The organism is Kitasatospora sp. NPDC059795 (genome assembly GCF_042732175.1).
Classification (GTDB): domain Bacteria; phylum Actinomycetota; class Actinomycetes; order Streptomycetales; family Streptomycetaceae; genus Kitasatospora.
This window is the reverse complement of the sequence record NZ_JBHWID010000003.1, coordinates 334,738-357,902: the sequence shown is the minus strand read 5'-3', so window position 1 is coordinate 357,902 and position 23,165 is coordinate 334,738. Positions and strand designations below refer to the sequence as shown.

At 73.5% G+C, this 23,165-nt stretch carries 22 protein-coding genes; 9 read left to right on the top strand and 13 right to left on the bottom strand.

Features of this window, described 5'->3' with window-relative positions; genetic code table 11:
- Positions 1-147 precede the first annotated feature (147 nt).
- The 3 genes from ACFV4P_RS08805 (at position 148) to ACFV4P_RS08795 (ending at position 3,648) form a co-directional block, all read left to right on the top strand.
- Positions 148-1,380, top strand: coding sequence for an MFS transporter (locus ACFV4P_RS08805; RefSeq protein WP_380468806.1), 1,233 nt, complete (start codon positions 148-150; stop codon positions 1,378-1,380).
- 21 nt (positions 1,381-1,401) lie between these two features.
- Entirely contained in the window at positions 1,402-2,349 is a 948-nt protein-coding gene (locus ACFV4P_RS08800) for an EI24 domain-containing protein (RefSeq protein ID WP_380468803.1), read from the top strand.
- A 66-nt stretch (positions 2,350-2,415) separates the two neighbouring features.
- Positions 2,416-3,648 (top strand): cytochrome P450, encoded by a 1,233-nt coding sequence (locus ACFV4P_RS08795; RefSeq protein WP_380468800.1) that lies wholly within the window; start codon positions 2,416-2,418, stop codon positions 3,646-3,648.
- A gap of 61 nt (positions 3,649-3,709) precedes the next feature.
- Here ACFV4P_RS08795 and ACFV4P_RS08790 read toward each other — a convergent pair whose 3' ends face one another.
- On the bottom strand, positions 3,710-3,967 hold the full coding sequence (locus ACFV4P_RS08790) for a Prokaryotic metallothionein (protein ID WP_073809193.1): 258 nt from the start codon (positions 3,965-3,967) through the stop codon (positions 3,710-3,712).
- Positions 3,968-4,112: 145 nt separating this feature from the next.
- Between ACFV4P_RS08790 and ACFV4P_RS08785 the strand changes: the two genes are divergently transcribed.
- The gene (locus ACFV4P_RS08785; protein ID WP_073809192.1) at positions 4,113-4,436 is read left to right on the top strand and encodes an antibiotic biosynthesis monooxygenase; all 324 of its coding nucleotides are present in this window, start codon (positions 4,113-4,115) and stop codon (positions 4,434-4,436) included.
- A gap of 4 nt (positions 4,437-4,440) precedes the next feature.
- Here ACFV4P_RS08785 and ACFV4P_RS08780 read toward each other — a convergent pair whose 3' ends face one another.
- Positions 4,441-4,902, bottom strand: a complete 462-nt coding sequence (locus ACFV4P_RS08780) for an Lrp/AsnC family transcriptional regulator (RefSeq protein ID WP_380468796.1) — start codon at positions 4,900-4,902, stop codon at positions 4,441-4,443.
- A 116-nt stretch (positions 4,903-5,018) separates the two neighbouring features.
- Between ACFV4P_RS08780 and ACFV4P_RS08775 the strand changes: the two genes are divergently transcribed.
- Positions 5,019-5,645: a LysE family translocator gene (locus ACFV4P_RS08775; RefSeq protein ID WP_380468793.1), complete on the top strand. Its 627-nt coding sequence runs from the start codon at positions 5,019-5,021 to the stop codon at positions 5,643-5,645.
- A 512-nt stretch (positions 5,646-6,157) separates the two neighbouring features.
- Here ACFV4P_RS08775 and ACFV4P_RS08770 read toward each other — a convergent pair.
- Positions 6,158-7,399, bottom strand: a complete 1,242-nt coding sequence (locus ACFV4P_RS08770) for a PucR family transcriptional regulator (protein ID WP_380468790.1) — start codon at positions 7,397-7,399, stop codon at positions 6,158-6,160.
- A 162-nt stretch (positions 7,400-7,561) separates the two neighbouring features.
- Here ACFV4P_RS08770 and ACFV4P_RS08765 point away from each other — a divergent pair, with 162 nt between their 5' ends.
- Positions 7,562-8,872, top strand: a complete 1,311-nt coding sequence (locus tag ACFV4P_RS08765; RefSeq protein WP_380468787.1) for a lipase family protein — start codon at positions 7,562-7,564, stop codon at positions 8,870-8,872.
- Between the two features lie 57 nt (positions 8,873-8,929).
- Here ACFV4P_RS08765 and ACFV4P_RS08760 read toward each other — a convergent pair whose 3' ends face one another.
- The gene (locus ACFV4P_RS08760) at positions 8,930-9,529 is read right to left on the bottom strand and encodes an HdeD family acid-resistance protein (protein WP_380468784.1); all 600 of its coding nucleotides are present in this window, start codon (positions 9,527-9,529) and stop codon (positions 8,930-8,932) included.
- A 175-nt stretch (positions 9,530-9,704) separates the two neighbouring features.
- On the opposite strand from ACFV4P_RS08760, the gene ACFV4P_RS08755 reads away from it, so the two are divergent.
- Positions 9,705-11,501 (top strand): NAD-binding protein, encoded by a 1,797-nt coding sequence (locus ACFV4P_RS08755; RefSeq protein ID WP_380468781.1) that lies wholly within the window; start codon positions 9,705-9,707, stop codon positions 11,499-11,501.
- Positions 11,502-11,553: 52 nt separating this feature from the next.
- Positions 11,554-12,564 (top strand): VanZ family protein, encoded by a 1,011-nt coding sequence (locus ACFV4P_RS08750; RefSeq protein WP_380468778.1) that lies wholly within the window; start codon positions 11,554-11,556, stop codon positions 12,562-12,564.
- A gap of 121 nt (positions 12,565-12,685) precedes the next feature.
- On the opposite strand, the gene ACFV4P_RS08745 is transcribed toward ACFV4P_RS08750, so the two are convergent.
- From ACFV4P_RS08745 to ACFV4P_RS08710, 8 genes are all read right to left on the bottom strand, one after another.
- On the bottom strand, positions 12,686-13,474 hold the full coding sequence (locus ACFV4P_RS08745; RefSeq protein ID WP_380468775.1) for an enoyl-CoA hydratase: 789 nt from the start codon (positions 13,472-13,474) through the stop codon (positions 12,686-12,688).
- Positions 13,475-13,568: 94 nt separating this feature from the next.
- On the bottom strand, positions 13,569-14,609 hold the full coding sequence (locus tag ACFV4P_RS08740; RefSeq protein ID WP_380468772.1) for an enoyl-CoA hydratase/isomerase family protein: 1,041 nt from the start codon (positions 14,607-14,609) through the stop codon (positions 13,569-13,571).
- Positions 14,610-14,692: 83 nt separating this feature from the next.
- Positions 14,693-14,872, bottom strand: a complete 180-nt coding sequence (locus tag ACFV4P_RS08735; RefSeq protein ID WP_380468769.1) for a hypothetical protein — start codon at positions 14,870-14,872, stop codon at positions 14,693-14,695.
- Between the two features lie 192 nt (positions 14,873-15,064).
- Positions 15,065-16,288 (bottom strand): fumarylacetoacetase, encoded by a 1,224-nt coding sequence (gene fahA, locus ACFV4P_RS08730; RefSeq protein WP_380468766.1) that lies wholly within the window; start codon positions 16,286-16,288, stop codon positions 15,065-15,067.
- Positions 16,285-17,094 (bottom strand): hypothetical protein, encoded by an 810-nt coding sequence (locus ACFV4P_RS08725; RefSeq protein ID WP_380468763.1) that lies wholly within the window; start codon positions 17,092-17,094, stop codon positions 16,285-16,287. The genes fahA and ACFV4P_RS08725 overlap by 4 nt, the downstream gene beginning before the upstream one ends.
- Positions 17,076-18,260, bottom strand: coding sequence for a homogentisate 1,2-dioxygenase (locus ACFV4P_RS08720; protein ID WP_380468760.1), 1,185 nt, complete (start codon positions 18,258-18,260; stop codon positions 17,076-17,078). The genes ACFV4P_RS08725 and ACFV4P_RS08720 overlap by 19 nt, the downstream gene beginning before the upstream one ends.
- Positions 18,261-18,301: 41 nt before the next feature.
- Positions 18,302-19,513, bottom strand: coding sequence for a 4-hydroxyphenylpyruvate dioxygenase (gene hppD, locus ACFV4P_RS08715; protein WP_380468757.1), 1,212 nt, complete (start codon positions 19,511-19,513; stop codon positions 18,302-18,304).
- A gap of 133 nt (positions 19,514-19,646) precedes the next feature.
- Entirely contained in the window at positions 19,647-20,954 is a 1,308-nt protein-coding gene (locus tag ACFV4P_RS08710; RefSeq protein WP_380468754.1) for a phosphoribosyltransferase family protein, read from the bottom strand.
- A 187-nt stretch (positions 20,955-21,141) separates the two neighbouring features.
- Here ACFV4P_RS08710 and ACFV4P_RS08705 point away from each other — a divergent pair, with 187 nt between their 5' ends.
- Positions 21,142-21,594 (top strand): SPW repeat protein, encoded by a 453-nt coding sequence (locus tag ACFV4P_RS08705; RefSeq protein WP_380468751.1) that lies wholly within the window; start codon positions 21,142-21,144, stop codon positions 21,592-21,594.
- A 103-nt stretch (positions 21,595-21,697) separates the two neighbouring features.
- Here the strand turns inward: ACFV4P_RS08705 and ACFV4P_RS08700 are convergent, their stop codons facing one another.
- Positions 21,698-23,113 (bottom strand): class II fumarate hydratase, encoded by a 1,416-nt coding sequence (locus tag ACFV4P_RS08700; RefSeq protein ID WP_380468748.1) that lies wholly within the window; start codon positions 23,111-23,113, stop codon positions 21,698-21,700.
- Positions 23,114-23,165 lie beyond the last annotated feature (52 nt).

Genomic DNA, 23,165 nt, shown 5'->3' with positions numbered 1-23,165 from the left:
CCTGCAGCTCGCGGCCTGTCGAGTGCGCATCGGCGCGCCCCACGCGCCCCCCGACGCGCCCCCGCCGGGCGGCCGATTCCGGCCCGGATTGACGAGGACCGTCAACCCGCGTGACCGGCGGCGCCCGGGCGGACGACGGTGGGCGGCATGACGACGATCACGACGACCCGGCCGACGCCACGCCAACTCGTCCGGGCGAGCGGCGGGGCCCGCTACGCGGTGGCGCTGGCGGTCGACGCCGTCGGCACCGGACTGCTGCGGCCGTTCCTGCTGCTGTACGGCATCACGGTGCTGGGCCTGGGCGCGGCCGCCACCGGACTCGCGATGACGCTGGGCATCGTCGCCGGGCTGGCCGCGATGCCGCCGCTCGGCCGCTGGCTGGACCGGGGCGCGCGCAGCACGGCGGTCGCGGCGTCCATGCTGGTGCGGGTCGCGGGCGTCGCGGTGCTGCTGGCCGTGCCGCACGGCAACGCGGCGCTGTTCGCGCTGGCCGCCCTCGTCCTCGGCGTCGGCAACCAGGCCTGGCCCGCCGCCCACGCGGCGCTGATCGCCACCGTCGCCGAGGGCCGGCTGCGGGACGCGGCACTCGCCGCCGGCCGGGCCGTGCGCAACGCCGGACTCGGCGTCGGCGCGCTGCTCGCCACGGTCTGTCTGGGCGGCGGCGCCCCCGCGCTGCGGGCCCTCGCCGCGGTCTCCGGCATCGGCTTCCTGGCCGCCGGCCTGCTGGCCCGCTCGGTGCGGGTGACGGCGGCCCCCGCTACCGCGCGGACGGCCGGGCGCACGGACGCGGCCGGCCCCGGACTGGGCGTCGTCCTGCTGGCGAACGTGGTGTACGTGTTCTGCCTGAACGTCCCCGAGGTGGCGCTGCCGCTCGTCCTGGTGACGGTGCTGCACGCCTCCCCGGCCTGGTCGGCGGCCGTGTTCGTGGCCAACACGGTGCTGGTGGTGGCCCTCCAGGTGCCGCTGACCACTTGGGCGGCGGCCCGCTGGTCGCGCGGGACGGTGCTGGCCGCGTCCGGCGTCGTGCTGGCCGCCAGCTACCTCGGCTTCCTGCTGGCCGTGCCGTTCGGGCCGCTCGCCGTGGCCCTGGTCGCGGTGCCGTGCACGCTCGGCGAGATCCTGTACGCGGGCAGCGCCACCGCCCTGGTCACCGCGCTGACCCCGCCGCCGGTGCTGGGCCGCGCACTGGCCCGGTTCCAGCTCTCCACCGGCCTCGGCCTGGCGCTCTCCCCGGCCGCGATCACCGCCCTCGCCGCCGCCGGCCCGCTCGCCCTGTGGGGCACCCTCGCCGCCGCCACCCTCGGCGCGTCCGCGGCCGTCGGACGCACCGCGGCCGGACCGGCGCCGGGCGGGAACGGACCGGATGCCCGGGCGATTTGACGGTTCCTTTAAGGTGCGGGAATGCGAGATTTCGGGGCGGGACTGCGATTCCTGTTCAACGGACAGCGGTGGGTGGCACGACACGGCCGCTGGTGGGGCTTCGGGATGATCCCGGCCCTGATCACCCTGGTCGGCTACCTGGCGGCACTGGCCGCGCTGATCGTCTACGCGAGCGACCTCGCCGCCTGGGCGACACCCTTCGCCGACGACTGGTCCGACCTGTGGCGCGGGGCCGTCCGGGTGGCGGTCGGCGCGGCCGCCGGCGGCATCGGCGGACTGCTCGCCATGATCACCTTCACCGCGGTGACGCTGCTGATCGGCGAGCCGTTCTACGAGTCGCTGTCCGCGGCGGTCGAGGAGAGCGAGGGCGGCGGCCCGCAGGGCCCCGACCTGCCGCTCTGGCGCGAACTGTGGACCGGCCTCAAGGACAGCCTGGCCGTGCTGCTGCGCGCCGCCGGCTTCGGCGTCCTGCTGTTCCTGTGCGGGTTCATTCCGGTGGTCGGCCAGACCGTGGTGCCGGTGATCGGCGTCTGCGTCTCCGGGTTCTTCCTGACCGTCGAACTGACCGGCACGCCCCTGCAGAAGCGCGGCCTGGCGCAGAAGGAGCGGCTGCGCCTGCTGCGCTCCCGGACGTCGCTGGCGGTCGGCTTCGGCGCCGGCCTGGTGCTGCTGTTCCTGATCCCGGTGCTGACCGTGCTGGCGATGCCCGGCGCGGTGGCCGGCGCGACGCTGCTGGCCCGCGAGATCGCCCCGCACGAGGAGCCCGCCGAGGAGCCCGACGGGGAGCCTTCCGGGGAGCCGCAGGACGGCCCCGGCGACGCCCCGGGCGGCGCGCACCCGTACCCGCAGAACCCCTACCAGCAGCCGTACCAGCAGCCCCACCAGGCGCAGAACCCCTACCAGCAGCAGCCCCACCGGCCGCAGAACCCGTACCAGCAGCCGTACCCCGCGGACCCGCGGCAGGGCTGATCGAACTGCTCACCGAACGTGCACGACGATTTGACGTAGCGTCACCGACTGCGCGATAACGTCCCCATGCCCGTATCCGTGGACGCCGCCCCGCGCGGCATTGACCTCGGCGACCCCGCGTTCTGGCGGCTCCCCGAGAAGTTGCGCGCCGAGGCGTTCGCCCGCCTGCGGGAGCGCCCGGGCCCGGTGGCGTTCACCGACCGGGCGACGGGCCGGCGCTGCTGGGCGCTGGTCCGGCACGCCGACGTGATGACGGCCAGCCGGTCGCCCGAGGTGTACCTCTCCGGGCCCGGCGTGACCTCGCCGGAGCCCGCCCGCTGGGTGCGGGCGGTCTTCGGCGACTCGATGGTCAACCTCGACGACCCGCACCACGCCGACCTGCGGCGGGTGGTCGGCCGGGCGTTCACCCCGCGCCTGCTCGCCGAGGTCGAGCAGGACATCGCACGGACCGCCGCCCGCCTGGTCGACCGGCTGGAACGCGAACGCCCCACCGACTTCGTCGCCGCCGTCGCCGGGGAACTCCCGTACCAGGTGATCTGCTCGATGATGGGCATCCCCGAGGAGCAGCGCCGCAACATCCTGGCCCGGATCAACCGGGCCTCCGCCTCGGCCGGCGTCACCCGGCGCGGCCTGCGGGTCCCCGGCCGGGGGCTGCACGCGCTGGCCGCGATGCACCTCACGGTGGCCGCGCTCGGCCGCGAACGCCGCCGCCGTCCCACCGGCGACCTGATCTCCGCCCTGGTCACCGCCGACGTGGACGGCCGCCGCCTCGGCTCCCGCGAACTCGGCGCGTTCTTCTCGCTGCTGCTGGTCGCCGGCGTCGAGACCACCCGCAACGCGCTCGCCCACGGCCTGCACCTGCTGACCGTCCACCCCGAGCAGCGCGACCTGCTGCTCGACGACCTGGACGCGCACCTGGGCGGCGCGGTCGAGGAGATCGTCCGGCACTCGACGCCGATCGTGCAGTTCCGCCGCACCGTCGCCGTCGACCACAAGCTCTCCGGCATCCGGCTCGCCGCCGGCGACAAGGTGGTGCTGTTCTACGGCTCCGCCAACCGCGACGAGGCGGTGTTCGAGCAGGCCGATGCCTTCGACATCACCCGCTCGCCCAACCCGCACCTGGGATTCGGAGGCGGCGGCCCGCACTTCTGCCTGGGCGCCCACCTCGCCCGCCAGGAGATGCGCACCCTGCTGCGCGAACTGTTCACCCGCCTCCCCGGCATCCGCTCCACCGCCGAGCCGGAACTCGTCCCGTCCTCCTTCGACCACCGGGTCCGCACCCTGCGCTTCACCTTCTGACCACGCGGAACGGGCGGCCACCCGGCCCGGGTGACCGCCCGTTTCCAGGAGATCTCGCAGGTCAGCCGGGGTGGGCGCCCACGGCGTCGCGGACCTCCGCGCCCAGCACGCTGTTGGCGCGGGCACAGTTGGCGCAGCAGAAGAACCGGCCCGCGACCTCGACGCCGTGGCCGACGATCCGCACCGAACACTGCTCGCAGCGCGGGGCCAGCTTCTCCATCGCGCACTCGAAACTGTCGAAGACGTAGGTGTCACCGGTGATCGTCTTGATCTCGAAGGACAGCCAGTAGTCGTTCTGGCACACCACGCAGACCGCCATCTCGGGCTCCTCTCGCCGTACGGGTCCACCGCCGAGTCTTGGCCCGCACCGCACCGGCGGCAATCGGCGGCGGTCCGAACGGCTCCCACCGGCCGAGCAGTCCGATAATGGTCAGCAGGGTCCCGGGTCAGCCGAGGAGGCCGAGATGATCATTCGAATCTGGGAGGCACAGGTCTCCCCACTCCGGGTCGAGGAGTTCTGCGCCAGACTCGCCTCCACCGTGCTGCCCGAGTTCGACCAGTGGGACGGCTTCCTCGGCGGAGAACTGCTGCGCGCCCTGTCCGACGAGGACCACCGCGTCCAGATGATCACCCGCTGGCGCGACGAGGCCGCCCTGCGCGCCTACGCCGGGCCGATGTGGAAGATCCGACCGGTCTGGGCCGAGGGCGAACTCCACGAACTCGAACACCCGCCCACCGTCGGCCACTTCGAGTCGCTGCGCCGCCTCGACACGCTCCCCGGCGACTGACCGCTCAGCCCCGCTGCACGGGGATGCCGCCGTCCGCCTTCACCTGCTTCATCGTCAGGTGCGAATGCACCTGCGCGATGCCCGGCAGGCCCGACAGCACGTCCGTGACGAAACGCTCGTACGCGGCCAGGTCCGCCACCGCGACCCGCAGCAGATAGTCCGGGTCGCCGAACAGCCGGTGCGCCTCCACCACCTCCGGCAGCTCCGCGACCCGACGCTCGAACTCCGCGACCGTGGACCGGTCCTCGTGCCGCATCACCACCGTCACGAACGGCTGGAAACCCCTGCCCACCGCCACCGGATCCAACTGCGCCCGGTAACCGCGGATCACCCCCTGCCGCTCCAACTGCCGCACCCGGCGCAGACACGGCGACGGCGTCAGGCCCACCCGGTCGGCGAGCTCGGCGTTGGTGAGCCGCCCGTCCTGCTGGAGCTCGTGGAGGATTCTGCGGTCGAGGCGGTCCATGACGCAACATTCTGCCCCACCGACGGGCTGACCAGCGAAAACGGGACATCGGCTGCCAACGCCCGACGGATAGCGTCCAGGACGACCCCCTCCGACGACTCACCGAAGGCCCACCCATGGACCCGCACGCCCTGCTGCTCTTCCTCGGAGTGGACCTGCTCCTGGTCTGCACCCCCGGACCGGACTGGCTCTACATCGCCGCCCGCGGCCTCGGCCAGGGCCGCACCGCCGCCCTCACCGCCGTCGCGGGCGTCTGCGCCGGCTACGGCGTGCACACCCTGCTCTCCGCGGCCGGCCTCGCCGCCGCGCTCCGGGCGCTGCCCGGACTGCTGCCCGTGCTGCGCCTGGTCGGCGCGGGCTACCTCGCGTTCCTCGCCGTCACCATGCTGCTCACCCTGCGCCGCGAGGGCCACGAGACGCTCACCGCCGCGCGGCCGCAGCCCACCCGCGTCGTGCTGCGGCAGTCCCTCCTCACCGCGCTGCTCAACCCCAAGGGCCTGCTGCTCTACCTCTCCCTCGTCCCGCAGTTCGTCATCCCCGACGCCGGCCTCCCCGTCGGCGCCCAGGTCGCCACCCTCGGCGCCGTCAACGTCCTGTGCTGCGCCGCCGTCTACACCGCCGTCGCCCTCACCACCGCCCGCCTCGCCACCCGCCTCACCACCACCCCCACCGCCGCCCGCCGCCTCTCCGCCGTCTCCGCCGTCCTCCTCCTCGCCGTCGCAGGCGTCACAGCCGCCGCCTGACCCCGCCGGGGGCCGCCCACCCACCCACGCTGCTGTCCTCCGCCGGTCCCGCCCGCGCGCAGCGGCGATGCCGTTGGTCTCCGCGGCCCGGCCTGCGGGGCCCGCTCGCGCGCAGCACCGAAGGTCTTCGCCGTTCCGCCGCGCGCAGCGACGCCCTCTCCCCGCCGGCTGCGCGCGGCGCCGGTGTTCTTCGCCACCTTGCTCGCGCGCAGCGTCGCCCCTTCCCGCGTGGCGCGCCGTTGTGCGGTGCCGTTCGGCATTGCGCGCGGCGTTGTTTTCCCCGCCGTGTCGCCTGCGCGGCAGCGCTGTCGCCTTCGGCGCTTGCCTTCGGCGCGTCCTCGCGGCTCGGGCGCAGTGTCGTTGGCCTCGTCTCCCGCCGTGCGCAGCGTTGTTCCTTGGCGCGAGCCGCGCGGAGCGTCGGTGTTCTTCGCCGTGTCGCCCGCGCGGCAGCGCCGGCTCGGGCGCAGTGTCGGTGTTCTTCGCCTCCTGTCGCGCGCAGCGCTGTCGTGGTGTCAGGTGCCCGTTGTGTCGAGGGCGGTGAGGGCGGCGTGGAGGGTGAGCAGGTCGGGGCCGCGGACGGTGTCGAGGCCGGTGAGGTGGGTGGTGCGGCGGAGGCGGTAGTCGACGGTGTTGGGGTGGACGAGGAGGTGCGCGGCGGTGCGGCGGCGGTCGAGGCCGCAGGCGAGGAACGCGCGGAGGGTGTCGAGGAGTTCGGGCCGGTCGGTGAGTGGGGCGAGGAGTGCGGCGAGCGCCTCGCGGGCCGGCCCGGGTCGGCTGAGCTGGTAGGCGAGCAGGACGTCGTCGAGCAGGTGCAGCCCGCCGCCGCGTCCGGTCGCGGTGGCGAGCTGCCGGACCTCGGCCGCCAGCCGGGCGGCGTCGGCGACCGCCGACGGGGGAGCGGAGGTCGCGCCGGCGACCAGCGGTGCGCCGCACGCCCGGCCGAGGCGTTCGACCAGTGCCGTCAGGGTGTCCCGGTCGAGCGGCCCGGAGGCGGGCAGCAGTACCGTCCCGCCGTCCGCGGCCAGTGCGGCGAGCGGGACGCCGTCCGGCCGGCGGCGCTCCAACTCGGCGCGCAGGCGGCGGAGTTTGCGTCGGGCGGCGACCGAGCGGTTGACGCCCGGGCGGGACTCGTCGGGGTGCGGGCCGATGGCCAGCGCGAGGACGACGTAGCGGTCGGGCAGCCGGATGCCGGCCCGGTCGGCGGCGGCGCGCGGGTCGCCGCCCTCCAGCAGGCGGGACAGCAGGGCCTGCCGGGCGACCTGTTCGTCGCCGAGCGCGGCCTGCCGTTCCTGCACGTAGCCGGCGGCGACGGCGCAGCTGACGACCCGCAGATAGCCGAGCAGGCGGTCCTGCGCGGTGGCGATGTCGGGCAGGTCGGCGGGTGCGGCCTCGGTGAGCAGTCGGGCGGCGCACAGCTGCGCGCCGAGGTGGTACGCGCCGACCACCGACTCCAGCGGGACGCCCTCGTCCGCCCGCCGCGCGGACGACTCGCGGATCCGGGCGAGTTCGTCCTCGCCGGGCGGTCGCCCGGTGCGCATGACGTCGACGAACGCCCGGACGCAGCGTTCGACCTGACGGGTGATCTCGCCGCGGAGCTGCTCGGGCGGCAGCGCGTGGTAGGCCGGGAGGCGGTCGAGCAGGCGGGCCGCCACCTCGGCGGCGAGCGCGGGGGCCAGGGCGAGCAGCCGCAGGTGGACCGGGGTGCCACCGAACTGCGGTTCGGGCGCGGCGAGTTCGGCGTTGGGTGCGGTCACAATCCACCTCGCGAATCTCTGTGCAGCGGCCCGGCGACGTGGGCGGGCGACGCGTCCATGATGGTTTCCCGGCACGTTACCTACCCGCAGGTAACTCGCGCGATCCCCCACGTTCCCCCAGCAGGTCGCGCACCCCCGCCCCCAGCCAGAAACGGAAGAGCCATGTACCGAGCCGTCGCCCGGACGATCGCCACCGCCCTCGCCGCCGCCGCCCTCGCCACCGCGGCCCCTGCCGTCACCGCCGCCGCCGCTTCACCCGACGCGTTCTACACGTACGACGGCAGCGCCCCGCTGTCCTCGCTCGCCCCCGGCACGGTGCTGAAGACCCGCACCCTGTCGTACCACCTGCTCGGCATACCGACCCCCGTGCAGGCCGTGCAGCTGCTGTTCCGCACCACCGACGCGCAGGGCCGCCCGTCCGCCGGAGTGACCACCGTGGTGCGGGGCCTGGGCAGCGACGGGTCGAAGGCGGTGTCGTACCAGTCGTTCTACGACTCGCTGAACCCGGCCGACTCCCCGTCCCGGGCGATCGCCGGCGGCCTCACGCTGGGCGGGGCGATCCCCAACGCGGAGGCGCTGTTCGTGGTGCCGTTCGTGCTACAGGGCTACGACGTGGTGATCCCCGACACCGAGGGCCAGCGCGCCGACTTCGCCGCCGGCCCCGAGTACGGCACCACCACCCTGGACTCCGTCCGCGCGGTCTCCGCCTCCGCGGCGACCGGCATGAACGCCGACACCCGGTTCGGCCTGCTCGGCTACTCCGGCGGCGCGATCGCCACCAACTGGGCCGCCGCCCTCGCCCCCGGCTACGCCCCGGACGTCAACCGCCGACTGGTCGGCTTCGCCGAGGGCGGCCTGCTGGTCGACCCCGCGCACAACCTCAAGTACGTGGACGGCAGCACGGTCTGGGCCGGCGTCATCCCGATGGCGGTCATCGGCGTGGCCCGCGCCTACGACCTCGACCTGACGCCGTACCTGAGCGACTACGGCAAGCAGGTGTACACGAAGATGCAGGACGCGTCGATCGTCAACGCGCTCGGCCAGTACCCCGGCCTGACCTGGAAGAAGCTCGCCAAGCCGGAGTACGCCGACCCGAACTCGGTGCCCCCGTTCCTGGCCGCCGTCAACAAGGTCAACCTCGGCTCCGCCCCCACCCCCACCGTCCCCGGCTACCTCGCGCAGGGCAACGCCGGCGTGCTGGAAGGCACCTTCAGCAACGTGTCGGGCATCGGCACCGGCGACGGCGTGATGGTGGCCGGCGACGTCCGCGCCCTGGCCCGGCAGTACTGCGCCACCGGCAACTCCCGGATCGCCCACCAGCAGTACGACCTGCTCAGCCACCTCGGCACGGCCGTCCCGTGGGCGCCCACCGCCGTCGGCTACCTGAACGACCGGTTCGCCGGGAAGACCGCGCCCAGCGACTGCGGCCACATCGCCCCCGGCAACCCGCTGACCCCCGAACAGCCCCGATGAACAGCGGGAGGGCCCGCACCGGAACGGCGCGGGCCCTCCCGACCTGCCGACCGGGCCTCAGAGTTCAATCGGATATCGCTTCGTGCCGCGCCGGATCTGCAGCGCCGCGACGATCTCCGTCAGGCCGATCACCAGCAGCGCGCACGCGCCCAGCACCGCCAGCGCCGTGATCGAGTGGGCGGGGAACACCATCAGCAGGATGCCCGCCAGCAGGTACAGCGCCCCGATGAAACCCTGCCAGCCGCGCGCCGGCATCAACGGGTCGGACGCCACCGCCGCCAGGTGCGTGATCCCCCGGAACAGCCAGCCGATGCCGATCCACAGCGCCAGCAGCAGGATCGACTGCGCGGCCGAGCGGAAGCACAGCAACCCCAGCAGCACGCAGATCGCGCCGCTGACGAACGCCAGCACCCGCAGCGCCGTCGAGGCGTGCGTGCCGAACGCGGAGACCAGCTGCACGATGCCGATCACCACCAGGTAGACGCCGAACAGCACGCCGATCACCCACAGCGTCTGCTTCGGCCAGACCAGGATCACGACGGCCAGCGCCAACGAGATCAGACCGCCCGCCAGCACCACCTGCCAAGCCATCCGCGCCAGTTGCTGGAACGGGCCGACCGGCCCGGGACGGTCGTCGGTCCGATAGGGGTCTGCCATGGCTCCTCCGAGGTGCCGCTGCGGAACAGGGATCACCCACCAGCCTCGACGCCCGCCCCGCCCCCCGGCGCGGCGGATTCCACCGAACGGGTGAGTTTCCCCGCCGCATCCGCACCCGGATCCGATACCGGCTGTTCACCCGCACGTCCTGACGGGCCGTCTACCATCTGACGCTATGACGGATCAGGGGCGGGGGAGCCCACCGGCCGAGCCGGGCGAAGGCAGCACGATCGAGGGGCACTACATCGTCTGCGGCGGCAACTCGCTCGCCCACCGGCTGATCCTCGAACTCACCGAACAGTACGAAGTGCCGGTGGTCGCCGTCGTCCCCGACCGCTCGCGCGAACACGGCCCCGCCATAGCCCAGTTACCCGGCGTCGCCGCCGTCCTCGAGTACTCCACCCTGACCGGCGAGGCACTCGGCGCGGCCGGCGTCGAACGCGCCCGCGGCATCGCACTGATGGACGGCACCGACCAGGAGAACATCCACGCCGCGCTCGCCGCCGAGAACCGCAACCACGGCGTCCGCATCGTGCTGCGGATCTTCAACCAGCGGCTCGGCGAACACCTGGAGAAACTCCTCCCCAACTGCGCCGCACTGTCCGCGTCCGCCACCGCCGCACCCGCCTTCGCCAACGGCGCCCTCGGCCGCCCGCACTCCGTCGAGGTCGGCGGCCGACACCTCTACGTCGCCTACGACGAGGACATCCACAGCAACCAGATCTGCCTGGTCGCCGACCGCATCGACCGCCAGGACCTCAACCGGCTGCGCCTGCTGCCCGACACCGCCGGCCGGGCCGCCGACTTCATCCGGATCGCCGAACGCTTCGGCAGCGGCGAAGGCCCCATCGAACTCGGCCGCCCCGACCTCGCCCCCGCCCGCGAACCCGGCGGCCTCGCCGCCCTGCAACCCCTCGACGCCGAACCGGCGCTGCGCCAGCCGCTCGGCAAGCGGATCAAGTGGTGGCTGCTCGACAGCCTCAAGTACTTCACCAACACCCGGCTGCGGATGATCCTGGTCACCGCCTTCGCGGCGATCGTGGTCGGCGCCGTCGTGCTCTACTTCCGCACCCAGCACCCGCCCGGCCTCGGCTGGACGCTCTACTCCACGCTGCTCGACGCCGCCGGCGCCGCCCAGCCCGACCTGCCCGGCGACCAGGCCCTCGGCGACCCGTGGGCCCGCGCCGCCCAGGTCCTGATCACCTTCTGCGGCATCACCTTCGTCCCGCTCGCCACCGCCATCGTCGTCGAGGCCCTCGCCAGCGGACGCCGCGGCCTGCCCCGCCCGCCCGGCGCCCGCACCCGCGACCACGTCATCGTGGTCGGCCTCGGCAACGTCGGCACCCGCGTCGCCACCCTGATCCACGGCACCGGCCTGCCCGTGGTCTGCCTCGAACGCGACCCGCAGGCCCGCGGCATCGCCGCCGCCCGCGCCCTCGGCATCCCCGTCCTGATCGGCGACGGCCCGCTGGAGGCCCAGCTCAAGCAGGCCCGGGTCAAGCACGCCCGGGCCGTCGCCGCCGTCACCTCCGACGACGCCGCCAACCTCGAAGCGGCCCTCGAAGCCCGCGCGGTCCGGCCCGAAGTCCGCATCGTGGTACGGCTGTTCGACGACGACTTCGCCCACCACGTGTACGCCACCCTCGGCAACGTCGCCTCCCGCTCGGTCTCCTACCTGGCCGCCCCCGCGTTCGCCGCCGCCCTGATGGGCCGCGAAGTCCTCGGCACCCTCTCGGTGTTCCGGCACGTCCTGCTGGTCGCCGAGCTCACCGTCGAGGACGGCTCCACCCTCGACGGCCGGAACATCGGCGACCTCGAAGCCGCCGGCGGCGTCCGCGTCGTCGCCGTCCGCCTGCAACGCCGCGCCGACGCCTACCAGTGGAACTTCGCCGACCGCTCCCGCCGCCTCGTCCCCGGCGACCACATCGTCGTCGCGGCCACCAGGGCCGGGCTGGCCCGTATCATCCAGTAGCCGGGACGGCCCGCCAACCCGGCTGTTCTGCAAGCGATCTGACGGGGCGTCGATGATCAGTGCGATCCTGAACAACAATGCCGGCTTGATACCGGCCTTCCTGGTGGTGGCCCTGCTGCTCGGCGCCGCCGGGTGGTGGCTCGCCGCCCGGTGCGAACTGCCGCGCTGGTCCACCGTGCTGCTGGGCGCCGCGCTCGCCGGGGAGCTCGTCGCCACCCTGTTCCCCACCGGGCAGTCCGGCGCCCGGGACGCGTACTGCACCCGGGGTGCCGACCTCGCCTTCACCCTGCAGGGCACCCAGGGCCAGCTCAACCTGCTGATGTTCGTCCCGATCGGCCTGCTCGCCGTCCTCGCCTTCGGCCGCCCCACGGCGGCCGCGATCGGCGTCCTCATCCTGACCGGCGCCACCGAGACCGTGCAGGGTCTGCTCCCGGGGATCGGCCGCGCCTGCGACAGCGGCGACCTGGCCGCCAATGCGATCGGCGGCCTGGCCGGCGTGCTGCTGGGCTGCGCGGTGCGCCTCGCCCGACGCCGCCGGATCCGGCCCGGGGGAAGGGAGTTGGCGTTCGGCGGCGCGATGGCGGTGACGCTCGGGGTGCCGGCGCTGCTGGTCCAGACGATGGTGCTGGAGCCGACGCCCGCCACCGGCGCCTCTCCGGCGACCGCCCAGCAGCGTGAACTCGCGCTTCGCGACAAGGAGTTGATTTTCGGGCCGGGTGCGCGGGTGATGGCCGTGCAGTGGGAGGTCTCGGAGCCCGGGATCGAGCGGGTGGCCGTCACCGGCGAGAAGCTGTCCTTCACCCTGGACTGGCCGTCCGGTCGACTGCTCGACGTGATGGGCTTCCCCGATCCCGGCCCCGCCCCGGACCCGGCCACCGAACAGCAGGCCCGGGAAGCCGCGGACCGCTTCCTCGCCCAGTGGTACCCGGGCCACCCCGGTTCGGACCGACCGCAGTCGGCCCCGCACGGCTCTTCCTGGCGCTTCACCTGGAAGGACGACACCGGCAGGTTCCACGTGGACGTCGACCGGGACAACCGGGTGGTCGAGTTCCGGCGCGACTGACCGCCGCCGTCCCCGCACCACGCCCACCAGCCGCACGGCGCGCTTCGGCAGTCCGAGTCCTCGTACGCCCCCGCCCCCGCGGGCGGTCACGGGGGCGGGATGCTCAACAGGCGTGCCGGGGCTACTTGTTGGTGAAGGCGGCCGGGCGCTTCTCGGCGAAGGCGGTCATGCCTTCCTTCTGGTCGGCGGTGGCGAAGGCGGCGTGGAACAGGCGGCGTTCGAAGCGGACGCCCTCGGCGAGGGTGGTCTCGAAGGCGCGGTTGACGGATTCCTTCATCATGACGGCGGCGGGGAGGGACATGGCGGCGACGGTCTCGGCGACGGCCAGGGCCTCGGTGAGGAGGTCGTCGGCGGGGACGATGCGGGAGACCAGGCCGGCGCGTTCGGCTTCCTCGGCGGGCATCATGCGGCCGGTGAGGCAGAGGTCCATGGCCTTGGCCTTGCCGACGGCGCGGGTGAGGCGCTGGGAGCCGCCGATGCCGGGGATGACGCCGAGCTTGATCTCGGGCTGGCCGAACTTCGCGGTGTCGGCGGCGATCAGGATGTCGCAGAGCATCGCCAACTCGCAGCCGCCGCCGAGGGCGTAGCCGGCGACGGCGGCGACGACGGGCTTGCGGAGGCGGCCGAGTTCGTCCCAGGGGCCGAGCCAGTCGTCGAGGTAGACGTCGGGGAAGCGGTTGTCCTGCATCTCCTTGATGTCGGCGCCCGCGGCGAAGGCCTTCTCGGAGCCGGTGATCACCATGGCGGCGATCTCCGGGTCGCGGTCGAAGGCCTTGGCGGCCGCGACGACCTCGGTCATCAACTGCGCGTTGAGCGCGTTGAGCGCCTTGGGGCGGTTGAGGGTGATGATGCCGACCCGGCCCTTGCGGTCCACCAGGATCGTCTCGTACTCGGCTTCGTACTCGGTCATCGCCGCTTATCCTCTCCACGCTGGGCGAACACTGACGGTGGATACGATCTCGGAACGCCGCTCCGGATGCCAGTCTCGACAGGCGAGACGATGGTCACCCCGCCAGCCCGAGGTCGCCGTCCGCGGGGACGGCGAAGAACCGGGCGACGTCGTCGGCGGTGACCTCGGCGAGCGTGGCGGGGTTCCAGCGCGGGTTGCGGTCCTTGTCGACGACCTGCGCGCGGATGCCCTCGACGAGGTCGGGGTGGGTGAGGGCGGCGCAGGAGACCCGGTACTCCTGGTCGAGGCCGGCGGCGAGCGAGGGCAGGGCGCGGGCCCGGCGCAGCGCGGCGAGGGTGACCTTGAGCATGGTGGGGGAGTGCGCGAGCAGCTGCTCGGCGGCCTCCTTGGCCTCGGGCAGGTCGGCGGCGTGCAGGCGCTCGACGATCTCCTCGACGGTGTCGGCGGCGTAGCAGTGGTCGATCCACTCGCGCTGCGCGGCGAGCCCGGAGGCGGGCGCGGCCTCGGCGAGCGCGGCGACGGCGGCCACCGGGTCCTCGGAGGCCAGCAGCGCGGGAAGGGCGGAGCCGGGGAGGCAGTGGTCGGCGAAGCCGCAGTACAGGGCGTCGCCGGCGGTCATCGCGGTGGCGGTGAGGGCGAGGTGGGTGCCGAGTTCGCCGGGGGCGAGGGCGAGCAGGCGGCTGCCGCCGACGTCGGGGACGAGGCCGATGCGGGTCTCGGGCATGGCGACGGCGGAGCGTTCGGTGACGACGCGGATCGCGGCGTGAGCGGACAGGCCGACGCCGCCGCCCATGGTGATGCCGTCCATCACCGCGACGTACGGCTTGGGGTAGCGGGAGATCAGCTCGTTGAGGCGGTACTCGACGCGGAAGAACGCCCGGTCGCCGGCCCCGCCGAGCCTGGCGTCGTCGTGTATGGCGCGGATGTCGCCGCCGGCGCACAGGCCGCGCTCGCCGGCGCCGGTGAGCAGGACGGCGGTGACGCGGTCGTCCTCGGCCCAGGCGTCGAGGGCCTCGCGGACGGTCCGCAGCATGCCGAGGGTCAGCGAGTTGAGGGCGCGCGGGCGGTTGAGGGTGATCCGGCCGGTGCGGCCGATCCGCTCGATCAGCACGTCCTGCGGGGTGTCCAACGCCATTCCTGTCACCGCTCCCGTCCGGAAAGTACGACGATCTTCCCGTGCACGGTACCGGGCCCGTCCAAACGGTCGGGCGGGCGGGGTCAGCAGGGGTGCAGCGGGGTGGCCAGCAGGACCGGGCCGGTGGGGGCGGCCGGGCGGGAGGCGAAGCCGCACAGCTTCACGGGGTGCGGGGTGAGCGGGAACCCCTGGGCCTGCGGGACGGGCATCAGCAGGTTGGCGGCGGCCAGCGCGGCTCCGCAGACCAGGGTGCGCAGCTTCATCATCGGGTCCTCCGGGCAGCGGGTCGTCCGCGAACGGCCGCGGCCCGGCCTGGTGGAAGGGCCGCGTGATGTCGCGTCAACTTCTAGCTCCGGACGGGTTCGAGACGTCGCAACCTCACCCGAACAGCGGCGAGCTGCGGGCGCGCCGTTGACGCGCGCACCCGCAGCTCGCAGCCGGGACGAACAGGCAGGTCAGCCGACGATCCGTCCGGTGACCTCGCCGAAGCCGACCCGCAGCCCCCCCGGGCCGGGGGCGGTGGCGCCGATGGTCACCTCGTCGCCGTCCTCCAGGAAGGTGCGCTCGGTGCCGTCGGGGAACTTCAGCGGGTGCTCGCCGTTCCAGGTCAGTTCGATGAGCGCGCCGCGGGTGTCCGGCTCGGGGCCGGAGACCGTGCCGGAGGCGTACACGTCGCCGGTGCGCAGGCTCGCGCCGTTCACGGTGAGATGGGCCAGCTGCTGGGCGGCGGTCCAGTACATGGAGGCGAACGGCGGGCGGGAGACGGTGCGGCCGTTCAGCGCGACCTCGATCGCCAGGTCCAGGCCCCAGGGCTCGGCGTCCCGGTCGTCCAGGTACGGCAGCGGCTCCACGTCGCGGGTCGGCGGGGCGACCCGGGCGTGCTGGAGGGCGTCCAGCGGCACCACCCACGGGGAGAGGGAGGTGGCGAAGGACTTGCCGAGGAACGGGCCGAGCGGCACGTACTCCCAGGCCTGGATGTCGCGCGCCGACCAGTCGTTGAGCAGGCAGACGCCGAAGACGTGCTCGGCGAAGTCGGCGAGCGCCACCGGACTGCCCATGGCGCTGGGCGTGCCGACGACGAACGCGACCTCGGCCTCGATGTCGAGGCGGCGGCTCGGCCCGAACGTCGGTGCCGCGTCCGCGGGGGCCTTGCGCTGGCCGTGCGGGCGGGTCACCGGGGTGCCGGAGACCACGATGGTGCCGGAGCGGCCGTGGTAGCCGATCGGCAGGTGCTTCCAGTTCGGGGTGAGCGGCTCCGAACCCGGGCGGAAGATCTTGCCCAGGTTGGTGGCGTGGTGCTCGGAGGCGAAGAAGTCGACGTAGTCGGCGACCTCGAACGGCAGGTGCAGCTCGACGTCCGCCAGGTCGAGCAGGCAGGGCTCGACGGCCGCCCGGTGGGCGGCGTCGGTGAGCCACTCGGTGAGCGCGCCGCGCACCGCCTGCCAGGTCGGACGGCCCGCCGCCATCAGCGGGTTGAGCGTCTCGGCCGCGAGCAGGTCGAGCAGCTCGGACGGGGCGCCGGCCGCGCGGGCGGCCGCGCCGGCGTCCAGGACCTGCTCGCCGATCCGGACGCCGATCCGCCGGCCGGGCCAGTCGGGGGCGGTGAACACGCCGTAGGGCAGGTTGTGCACGCCGAACGGCGAGTCCGCGGGCAGATCGAGCCAGGTGGTGGTGGTCACGAGTTCTCCAGGAGGCCGAGTCGGGCGAGGTCTTCCAACGGCTCGGCGATGCTACAGGTGCCGAAAGCGGTGAACGCGGAACGGATCCGGGCCCTCTGGTGCTCCGTCAGCGACTGCACGGCGGTCGCAAGGCGGGCCCCGTCGCGCTCGGCGAGCAGCTCGGTGGCCTCCGCGCGGTCCGAACTCCCCGCCGCCAGCAGCACGTTCAGGAAGCCGTGGTGCTCGTAGCCGGTGCCCAGGTCGGTGTGCCGGACGGCGTGGTGCAGGCCGGCCGTGCACTTGTACGGCAACTCCCGCTCGGCGCAGGCCACTTGGAACGCGGCGAGCTCGGCGACGCTCGGGAACGCCGCGAAACTCAGGCCGCCGGTACGGTACTTGGCGCGGTAGCGGGTGCCGGCCAGCGCGTCCAGCGCGTCCGGCGGATACGAGCGCGGCACCTCGACGGCCGCGGTGACGCCGTCCGGCAGCAGCGCGTCCAGCTCCGCGACCGTCGCCCGCACGTCCTCGCCCGCCACGTACTCGACGCCCGCCAGCGGCAGGCCGGACGCGGCCTTCAGGGCCTCCGCCAGCCGACCGGCCGGCACCGTCACCACGACCGGGAACTCCGGTGCGGCGGCGGCCAGTTCGTCCAGCTTGTCGATCGGCGCGAGCAGTGGGCCGACCGCCGCGGCGTACGCGGCGGCGCGGTGCGCCGCGTGCGCGGGGACGGCCTCGGCCAGCGGCAGGTCGCCGGGCGGGAAGACCGCCGCGTCGTCGAACAACCCCCGGTACAGCTCGGGTACGTTCATCACTTCGCCCAGGTCCACGCGTAGTTCGGGTCCTCGCTGGCGGTGGCGGCCTCGCCGAGCTCCAGCGGGCGGAAGGTGTCCACCATCACCGCCAGCTCGTCGAAGAACTCCACGCCGATCGAGCGCTCGTACGCGCCCGGCTGCGGGCCGTGGGTGTGGCCGCCGGGGTGCAGCGAGATCGACCCCTGTCCGATGCCGGAGCCCTTGCGGGCCTCGTAGTTGCCGCCGCAGTAGAACATCACCTCGTCGCTGTCCACGTTCGCGTGGTAGTACGGAACGGGGATCGACAGCGGATGGTAGTCCACCTTGCGCGGCACGAAGTTGCAGATCACGAAGTTGTTGCCCTCGAACACCTGGTGCACCGGCGGCGGCTGGTGCACCCGGCCGGTGATCGGTTCGAAGTCCGCGATGTTGAACGCGTACGGGTACAGGCAGCCGTCCCAGCCCACCACGTCGAACGGGTGGTTCGGCACGGTGTAGCGGGTGCCGACGACGCCGGCCGGGCCGCGGTGCTTGACCAGCACGTCCACCGCGCCGCCCTCGACCAGCAGCGGGCCCTCGGGGCCGCGCAGGTCGCGCTCGCAGTACGGGGCGTGCTCCAGCAGCTGGCCGTACTTGGAGAGGTAGCGGCGGGCCGGGGTGATGTGGCTGTTCGCCTCGATGCAGTAGGCGCGCAGCGGCTCGTCCCCGGTCGGGGCCCAGCGGTGCGTGGTCGCCCGGGGGATGATCACGTAGTCGCCCGGGCCGACCGTCAGGGCGCCGAACACCGTCTCCAGCACGGCGGTTCCCGACTCCACGTACACGCACTCGTCGCCCAGCCCGTTGCGGTACAGCTCGCTGGGCGCACCGGCCGCGACGTAGGAGATCCGCACGTCCGCGTTGCCGAGCACCAGCCGGCGCCCGGTGACCGCGTCGACGGACTTCCACTCCTGGCCGGGGAACAGCTCGTGGAGCTTCAGGTGACGAGGGAGCAGCGGGAGGTTCGCGGTGGTGGACTGGTCCGGCAGCTCCCACACCGAGGCGGCCGTGACCGCCGACGGGATGTGCCGGTGGTACAGCAGCGAGGAGTCCGAGAAGAACCCCTCCTCGCCCATCAACTCCTCGTAGTAGAGGCCCCCTTCGGGGGTGCGGTGCTGGGTGTGCCGCTTGGGCGGCACCGAGCCCAGCTGCCGGTAGTACGCCATCGTCCCGCTTCTCCCTCGTCGCCGTGGTTGCCGACTGCCCGTCAGAGGTTGCCGCGCCGGTCCTGCTCGCGCTCGATCGCCTCGAAGAGCGCCTTGAAGTTGCCCTTGCCAAAGCCCAGCGAACCATGCCGCTCGATGAACTCGTAGAACACGGTCGGCCGGTCGCCGATCGGCTTGGTGAAGATCTGCAGCAGGTAGCCGTCCTCGTCGCGGTCGACCAGGATGCCGCGGGACTTCAGCTCCTCGATCGGGACCCGGACCTTGCCGATGCGCTCGCGCAGCTCCGGGTCGTCGTAGTACGAGTCCGGGGTGTTGAGGAACTCGACGCCGCGCGAACGCAGCACGTCGACGGTGGTGAGGATGTCGTTGGTGGCCAGCGCCATGTGCTGGCAGCCCGGGCCGGTGTAGAACTCCAGGTACTCGTCGATCTGCGACTTCTTCTTGGCGATCGCCGGCTCGTTCAGCGGGAACTTCACCCGGTGGTTGCCGCTGGCGACGACCTTCGACATCAGCGCCGAGTAGTCGGTGGCGATGTCGTCGCCGACGAACTCCGCCATGTTCACGAAGCCCATGACCCGGTTGTAGAACGACACCCACTCGTCCATCTTGCCGAGCTCGACGTTGCCCACCGCGTGGTCCAGCGCCTGGAACAGCCGCTTCGGCGCGCCCTTGGGGCGGACCACCGTGGACTCCTTGACGATGTAGCCCGGCAGGTACGGGCCGGTGTAACGGGAGCGGTCGACCAGGGTGTGGCGGGTCTCGCCGTACGCGGCGATCGCGGCGCGGCGGACGGTGCCGTGCTCGTCGGAGACGTCGTTCGGCTCCTCCAGGACGGTGGCGCCCTGGGCACGGGCGTGCTCGATGCACTTGTCCACGTCCGGGACCTCCATCGCCAGGTCGACGACGCCGTCGCCGTGACGGCGGTGGTGGTCCAGCAGCGGGCTGTCCGGCAGCACACCGCCCTTGATCACGAAGCGGCAGGAACCGGAGCGCAGCACGAAGGCCTTGCGGTCGCGGCGGCCGGTCTCCGGGCCCGAGTAGGCGACCAGTTCCATGCCGAACACGGACTGGTAGAACTGGGCCGTCTGGGTCGCGTTGCCGACCACGAAGACGACCGCGTCCTGGGCGGTCACCGGGAACGGGTCGGTCGAGGCGTCGTACTCGACCAGGCCCACCAGAGTGCGCAGCTGCTCGGCCGTCAGTCCGGCCTCCAGCTCCTCGGGCGTCAGTTCAACAGCGGCGTCGGCGGTCATCGGTGCATTCCTCCACGTCGAGTCGGTTGCGAGGAGCTTCCTCCTGCTCGATGGGGTGGGCAACAGGTCCGATTCCTGCTGCTCAATGTGTACAAGATGAGCATCCGGGGGCCGGACGGACTGGGCGGATTGCTCAGTGGCGCGTCCGATCGCCTCCCCGTCGGCCCGCCGCCAGGTGCCGGGCGAACCACTGCGCGGCCAGGTCGGCGACCGCCTCCAACGCCCCGGGTTCCTCGAACAGGTGGCCCGCGCCGGGGACGATCTGGAGGGCGCTCTCGCAGCGCAGTTCGGAACGGGCCTGCCGGTTCAGCTCCACCACCTCCTCGTCCGCGCCGCCCACGATCAGCAGCGTCGGCGCGGTCACCAGCGGCAGCCGGGCCCGCGCCAGGTCCGGACGCCCGCCCCGGGAGACGATCGCGTCCGGCTCGGCGTCCCGCTCGGCCGCCGCCCACAGCGCCGCGGCCGCGCCGGTGCTCGCCCCGAAGTAGCCGAACGGCAGGCCCGTCAGCGGCGGATGGCGGCGCACCGTGCGGGTCGCCTCCGAGAGGCGCCCGCCCAGCAGACCCGGGTCGAACACCTTCCGGCGGTCCTCCGCCTCGTGCGGCGTCAACAGGTCGAACAGCACGGTGGCCAGGCCCTCCCGGTGCAGCCGGGCGGCGACCCGCCGGTTGCGCGGGCTGCCCCGCCCGGAGCCGCTGCCGTGCGCGAACAGCACGACGCCGACCGGGTGTTCGGGCACCGCGATGGCCGCCGGGCCGGTCGGGAACGCCAACTCGTGCTCGCCGACCACGACCGGACGCGACCGGCCGGCCCGCTCCAACGCCGTCAGCACCTCGGCGTCCTCGACCTGCCGGAAGTCCCGGTAGAACTCGCCGACGGCCAGGAACCGGGACGGGGTGTGCACCGCGACGAACGCGTCCGCCGCGCCGGCCAGCCGGGACGTCCAGTCGTCCGGGGCGACCGGCACCGCCAGCACCACCCGGGCCGCGCCGCGCGCCCGCACCAGCCGGCACGCCGCCAGCGCCGTCGAACCCGTCGCCACCCCGTCGTCCACCACCACCACGGTGCGCCCCGCGAGCGGCACCGGCTCCCGGCCCTCGCGGTAGGCGGCCGCGCGGCGGGCCAACTCGGCGCGCTCGTGGGCCTCCACCGCCGCGAACTGCTCGGGGGTGACGCCCGCCGCGTCCACCACCGTCTGGTTCACCACCCGGGTGCCGTCCTCGCCGACCGCGCCCATCGCGACCTCCGGCTGGCCCGGCACCCCCACCTTGCGGATCACGCACACGTCCAGCGGCGCGCCCAGCGCGGCCGCCACCTCCACGGCCACCGGCACCCCGCCCCGGGGCAGGGCCACCACGACGGCGTCCTGCGCGAGGGTTCCGGCCCCGGTGAGGGCGGCGGCGAGTCGGCGTCCCGCCTCGGTCCGGTCGGTGAAGTCCATGGGTGGGACCCCCTCTCCGTTCTCCACCGTACGCGCGGCGGGAGGGGGCGGAGAGGTCGGGCATGACGGGACAGAACGGGTGATAAGTAAAAAATAAGAACAAACCGGTAGGTAGCGTTATTTTCACCTCGGACCGGGTAGCGACCAAGTGGTTTCGCATTGGCCCTACTACGAGGAGGTGATCCAGGTGTCCACTCAGCTGCCGTCGGGCATGGAGCATCACCCGGACATCCTGGAGATGCGTGAACACGCCGAACGGGCGACGTCCACGACCGCGGGGCAGGGAACGGAAGCACTGGCGATCTGCGCCGGCCTGTTCCTCGCCATCTCGCCGTGGGTGGTCGGCTTCAGCGGCTTCACTGGCCTGGCCATCAGCAACCTGGTGCTCGGTATCGCCTACGCCGTCCTGATGGCGGGCTACGGCCCCGCGTGGGGTCGCACGCACGCCCGCGCCTGGGCCTGCGCGGCCATCGGCGCGTGGACGATCATCGCGCCCTGGGCCGTCAACGGCGGAGCGCACATCCGCCGGACCATCCTGACCAACACGATCACCGGCGGCGTCATGACGCTGCTGGCGCTGGCCGCGGTCGGCATGGTGTTCGCCGGAGCATCCGGCGCGGCCTCGCGACGACGCCACTGACCACGTCGCGCGAGACGCAACCCCACTCCGCCCCGGCCCTCGGCCGGGGCGGAGTGCCGTGCCCGCCGGGGCCGGTGGGCCGGGGTCGGCCGGGGCCGGTCGGTCAGGGCCGGTCGGCCGGGCGGGTCATCCGCAGCACGTCGAGGGCCTCGTCGAGCTGCGCCTCGGTGAGCAGGCCGCGGTCCAGGTAGCCGCGTTCGACCACGACCTGGCGGACGGTCTTGCGCTCGGCCAGCGACTGCTTGGCGACCTTCGCCGCCTCCTCGTAGCCGATGTACCGGTTGAGCGGCGTCACCACGGACGGGGAGGACTCGGCGTACTCGCGGGTGCGCTCCGCGTTCGCGGTGATGCCGTCGACGGTGCGGTCGGCCAGCAGCCGGGCCGCGTTCGCGAGCAGCCGGACCGACTCCAGCACGTTGCGGGCGATCACCGGGAGCATCACGTTCAGCTCGAAGTTGCCGCTCGCGCCGGCCACCGTGACGGTGGCGTCGTTGCCGATCACCTGCGCGGCGACCATCAGCACCACCTCGGGCAGCACCGGGTTGACCTTGCCGGGCATGATCGAGGAACCCGGTTGCAGATCCGGCAGGTTGATCTCGCCCAGGCCGGTGCGCGGGCCCGAGCCCATCCAGCGCAGATCGTTGGCGATCTTGGTGAAGCCGACGGCCACCGTGCGCAGCTGGCCGCTCAGTTCGACCAGGCCGTCGCGCGCGCCCTGCGCCTCGAAGTGGTCGCGGGCCTCCGTCAGCGGCAGGCCGGTCGCCCGGGCTACCTCGGCGATCACCGCGGCGGAGAACCCGGGCGGGGTGTTGATGCCGGTGCCCACCGCCGTTCCGCCGAGCGGCAGTTCGGCCACCCGCGGCAGCGCGGACGTCAGCCGCTCCACCCCGTGGCGGACCTGCGCCGCGTACCCGCCGAACTCCTGGCCGAGGGTGACGGGCGTGGCGTCCATCAGGTGCGTGCGGCCGGACTTCACCACCTCGGCGAACTCCACGGCCTTCGCCCCCAGCGCCCCCGCCAGGTGCTCCAGCGCCGGGATCAGCTCGTGCGTCACCGCGCCGGCGGCCGCGATGTGGATCGAGGACGGGAACACGTCGTTCGACGACTGTGAGGCGTTGACCTGGTCGTTCGGGTGCACCGGGCGGCCCAGGCGCTCGCTCGCCAGGGTGGCGATCACCTCGTTGGCGTTCATGTTCGACGAGGTGCCGGAGCCGGTCTGGAACACGTCCACCGGGAACTCGTCGTCCCAGCGGCCCTCGGCGACCTCCTCCGCCGCCGAGCGGATCGCCGCCGCGACCGGCTCCTCCAGCACGCCCAGGCGCGCGTTCACCGTGGCCGCCGCCGCCTTGATCCGGGCCAGCGCCGCGATGTGGGCGCGCTCCAGGCGCTGCCCCGACACCGGGAAGTTCTCGACCGCGCGCTGCGTCTGCGCCTGCCACTTGGCCGCGGCCGGCACCCGCACCTCGCCCATCGAGTCGTGCTCGGTCCGCCGGCCCTGCTCGTTCCTGCTGTCCGCCATGGTGGGACACCTCCTGGACCCGTCAGCCTTCCACGGCCGCCGGGCATTCCCG

Coding starts and splice junctions, on each gene's coding strand:
- ACFV4P_RS08805 (WP_380468806.1), top strand. CDS start 148: ATGACGACGATCACGACGACCCGGCCGACGCCACGCCAACTCGTCCGG.
- ACFV4P_RS08800 (WP_380468803.1), top strand. CDS start 1,402: ATGCGAGATTTCGGGGCGGGACTGCGATTCCTGTTCAACGGACAGCGG.
- ACFV4P_RS08795 (WP_380468800.1), top strand. CDS start 2,416: ATGCCCGTATCCGTGGACGCCGCCCCGCGCGGCATTGACCTCGGCGAC.
- ACFV4P_RS08790 (WP_073809193.1), bottom strand. CDS start 3,967: ATGGCGGTCTGCGTGGTGTGCCAGAACGACTACTGGCTGTCCTTCGAG.
- ACFV4P_RS08785 (WP_073809192.1), top strand. CDS start 4,113: ATGATCATTCGAATCTGGGAGGCACAGGTCTCCCCACTCCGGGTCGAG.
- ACFV4P_RS08780 (WP_380468796.1), bottom strand. CDS start 4,902: ATGGACCGCCTCGACCGCAGAATCCTCCACGAGCTCCAGCAGGACGGG.
- ACFV4P_RS08775 (WP_380468793.1), top strand. CDS start 5,019: ATGGACCCGCACGCCCTGCTGCTCTTCCTCGGAGTGGACCTGCTCCTG.
- ACFV4P_RS08765 (WP_380468787.1), top strand. CDS start 7,562: ATGTACCGAGCCGTCGCCCGGACGATCGCCACCGCCCTCGCCGCCGCC.
- ACFV4P_RS08760 (WP_380468784.1), bottom strand. CDS start 9,529: ATGGCAGACCCCTATCGGACCGACGACCGTCCCGGGCCGGTCGGCCCG.
- ACFV4P_RS08755 (WP_380468781.1), top strand. CDS start 9,705: ATGACGGATCAGGGGCGGGGGAGCCCACCGGCCGAGCCGGGCGAAGGC.
- ACFV4P_RS08750 (WP_380468778.1), top strand. CDS start 11,554: ATGATCAGTGCGATCCTGAACAACAATGCCGGCTTGATACCGGCCTTC.
- ACFV4P_RS08745 (WP_380468775.1), bottom strand. CDS start 13,474: ATGACCGAGTACGAAGCCGAGTACGAGACGATCCTGGTGGACCGCAAG.
- ACFV4P_RS08740 (WP_380468772.1), bottom strand. CDS start 14,609: ATGGCGTTGGACACCCCGCAGGACGTGCTGATCGAGCGGATCGGCCGC.
- ACFV4P_RS08735 (WP_380468769.1), bottom strand. CDS start 14,872: ATGAAGCTGCGCACCCTGGTCTGCGGAGCCGCGCTGGCCGCCGCCAAC.
- ACFV4P_RS08720 (WP_380468760.1), bottom strand. CDS start 18,260: ATGGCGTACTACCGGCAGCTGGGCTCGGTGCCGCCCAAGCGGCACACC.
- hppD (WP_380468757.1), bottom strand. CDS start 19,513: ATGACCGCCGACGCCGCTGTTGAACTGACGCCCGAGGAGCTGGAGGCC.
- ACFV4P_RS08710 (WP_380468754.1), bottom strand. CDS start 20,954: ATGGACTTCACCGACCGGACCGAGGCGGGACGCCGACTCGCCGCCGCC.
- ACFV4P_RS08700 (WP_380468748.1), bottom strand. CDS start 23,113: ATGGCGGACAGCAGGAACGAGCAGGGCCGGCGGACCGAGCACGACTCG.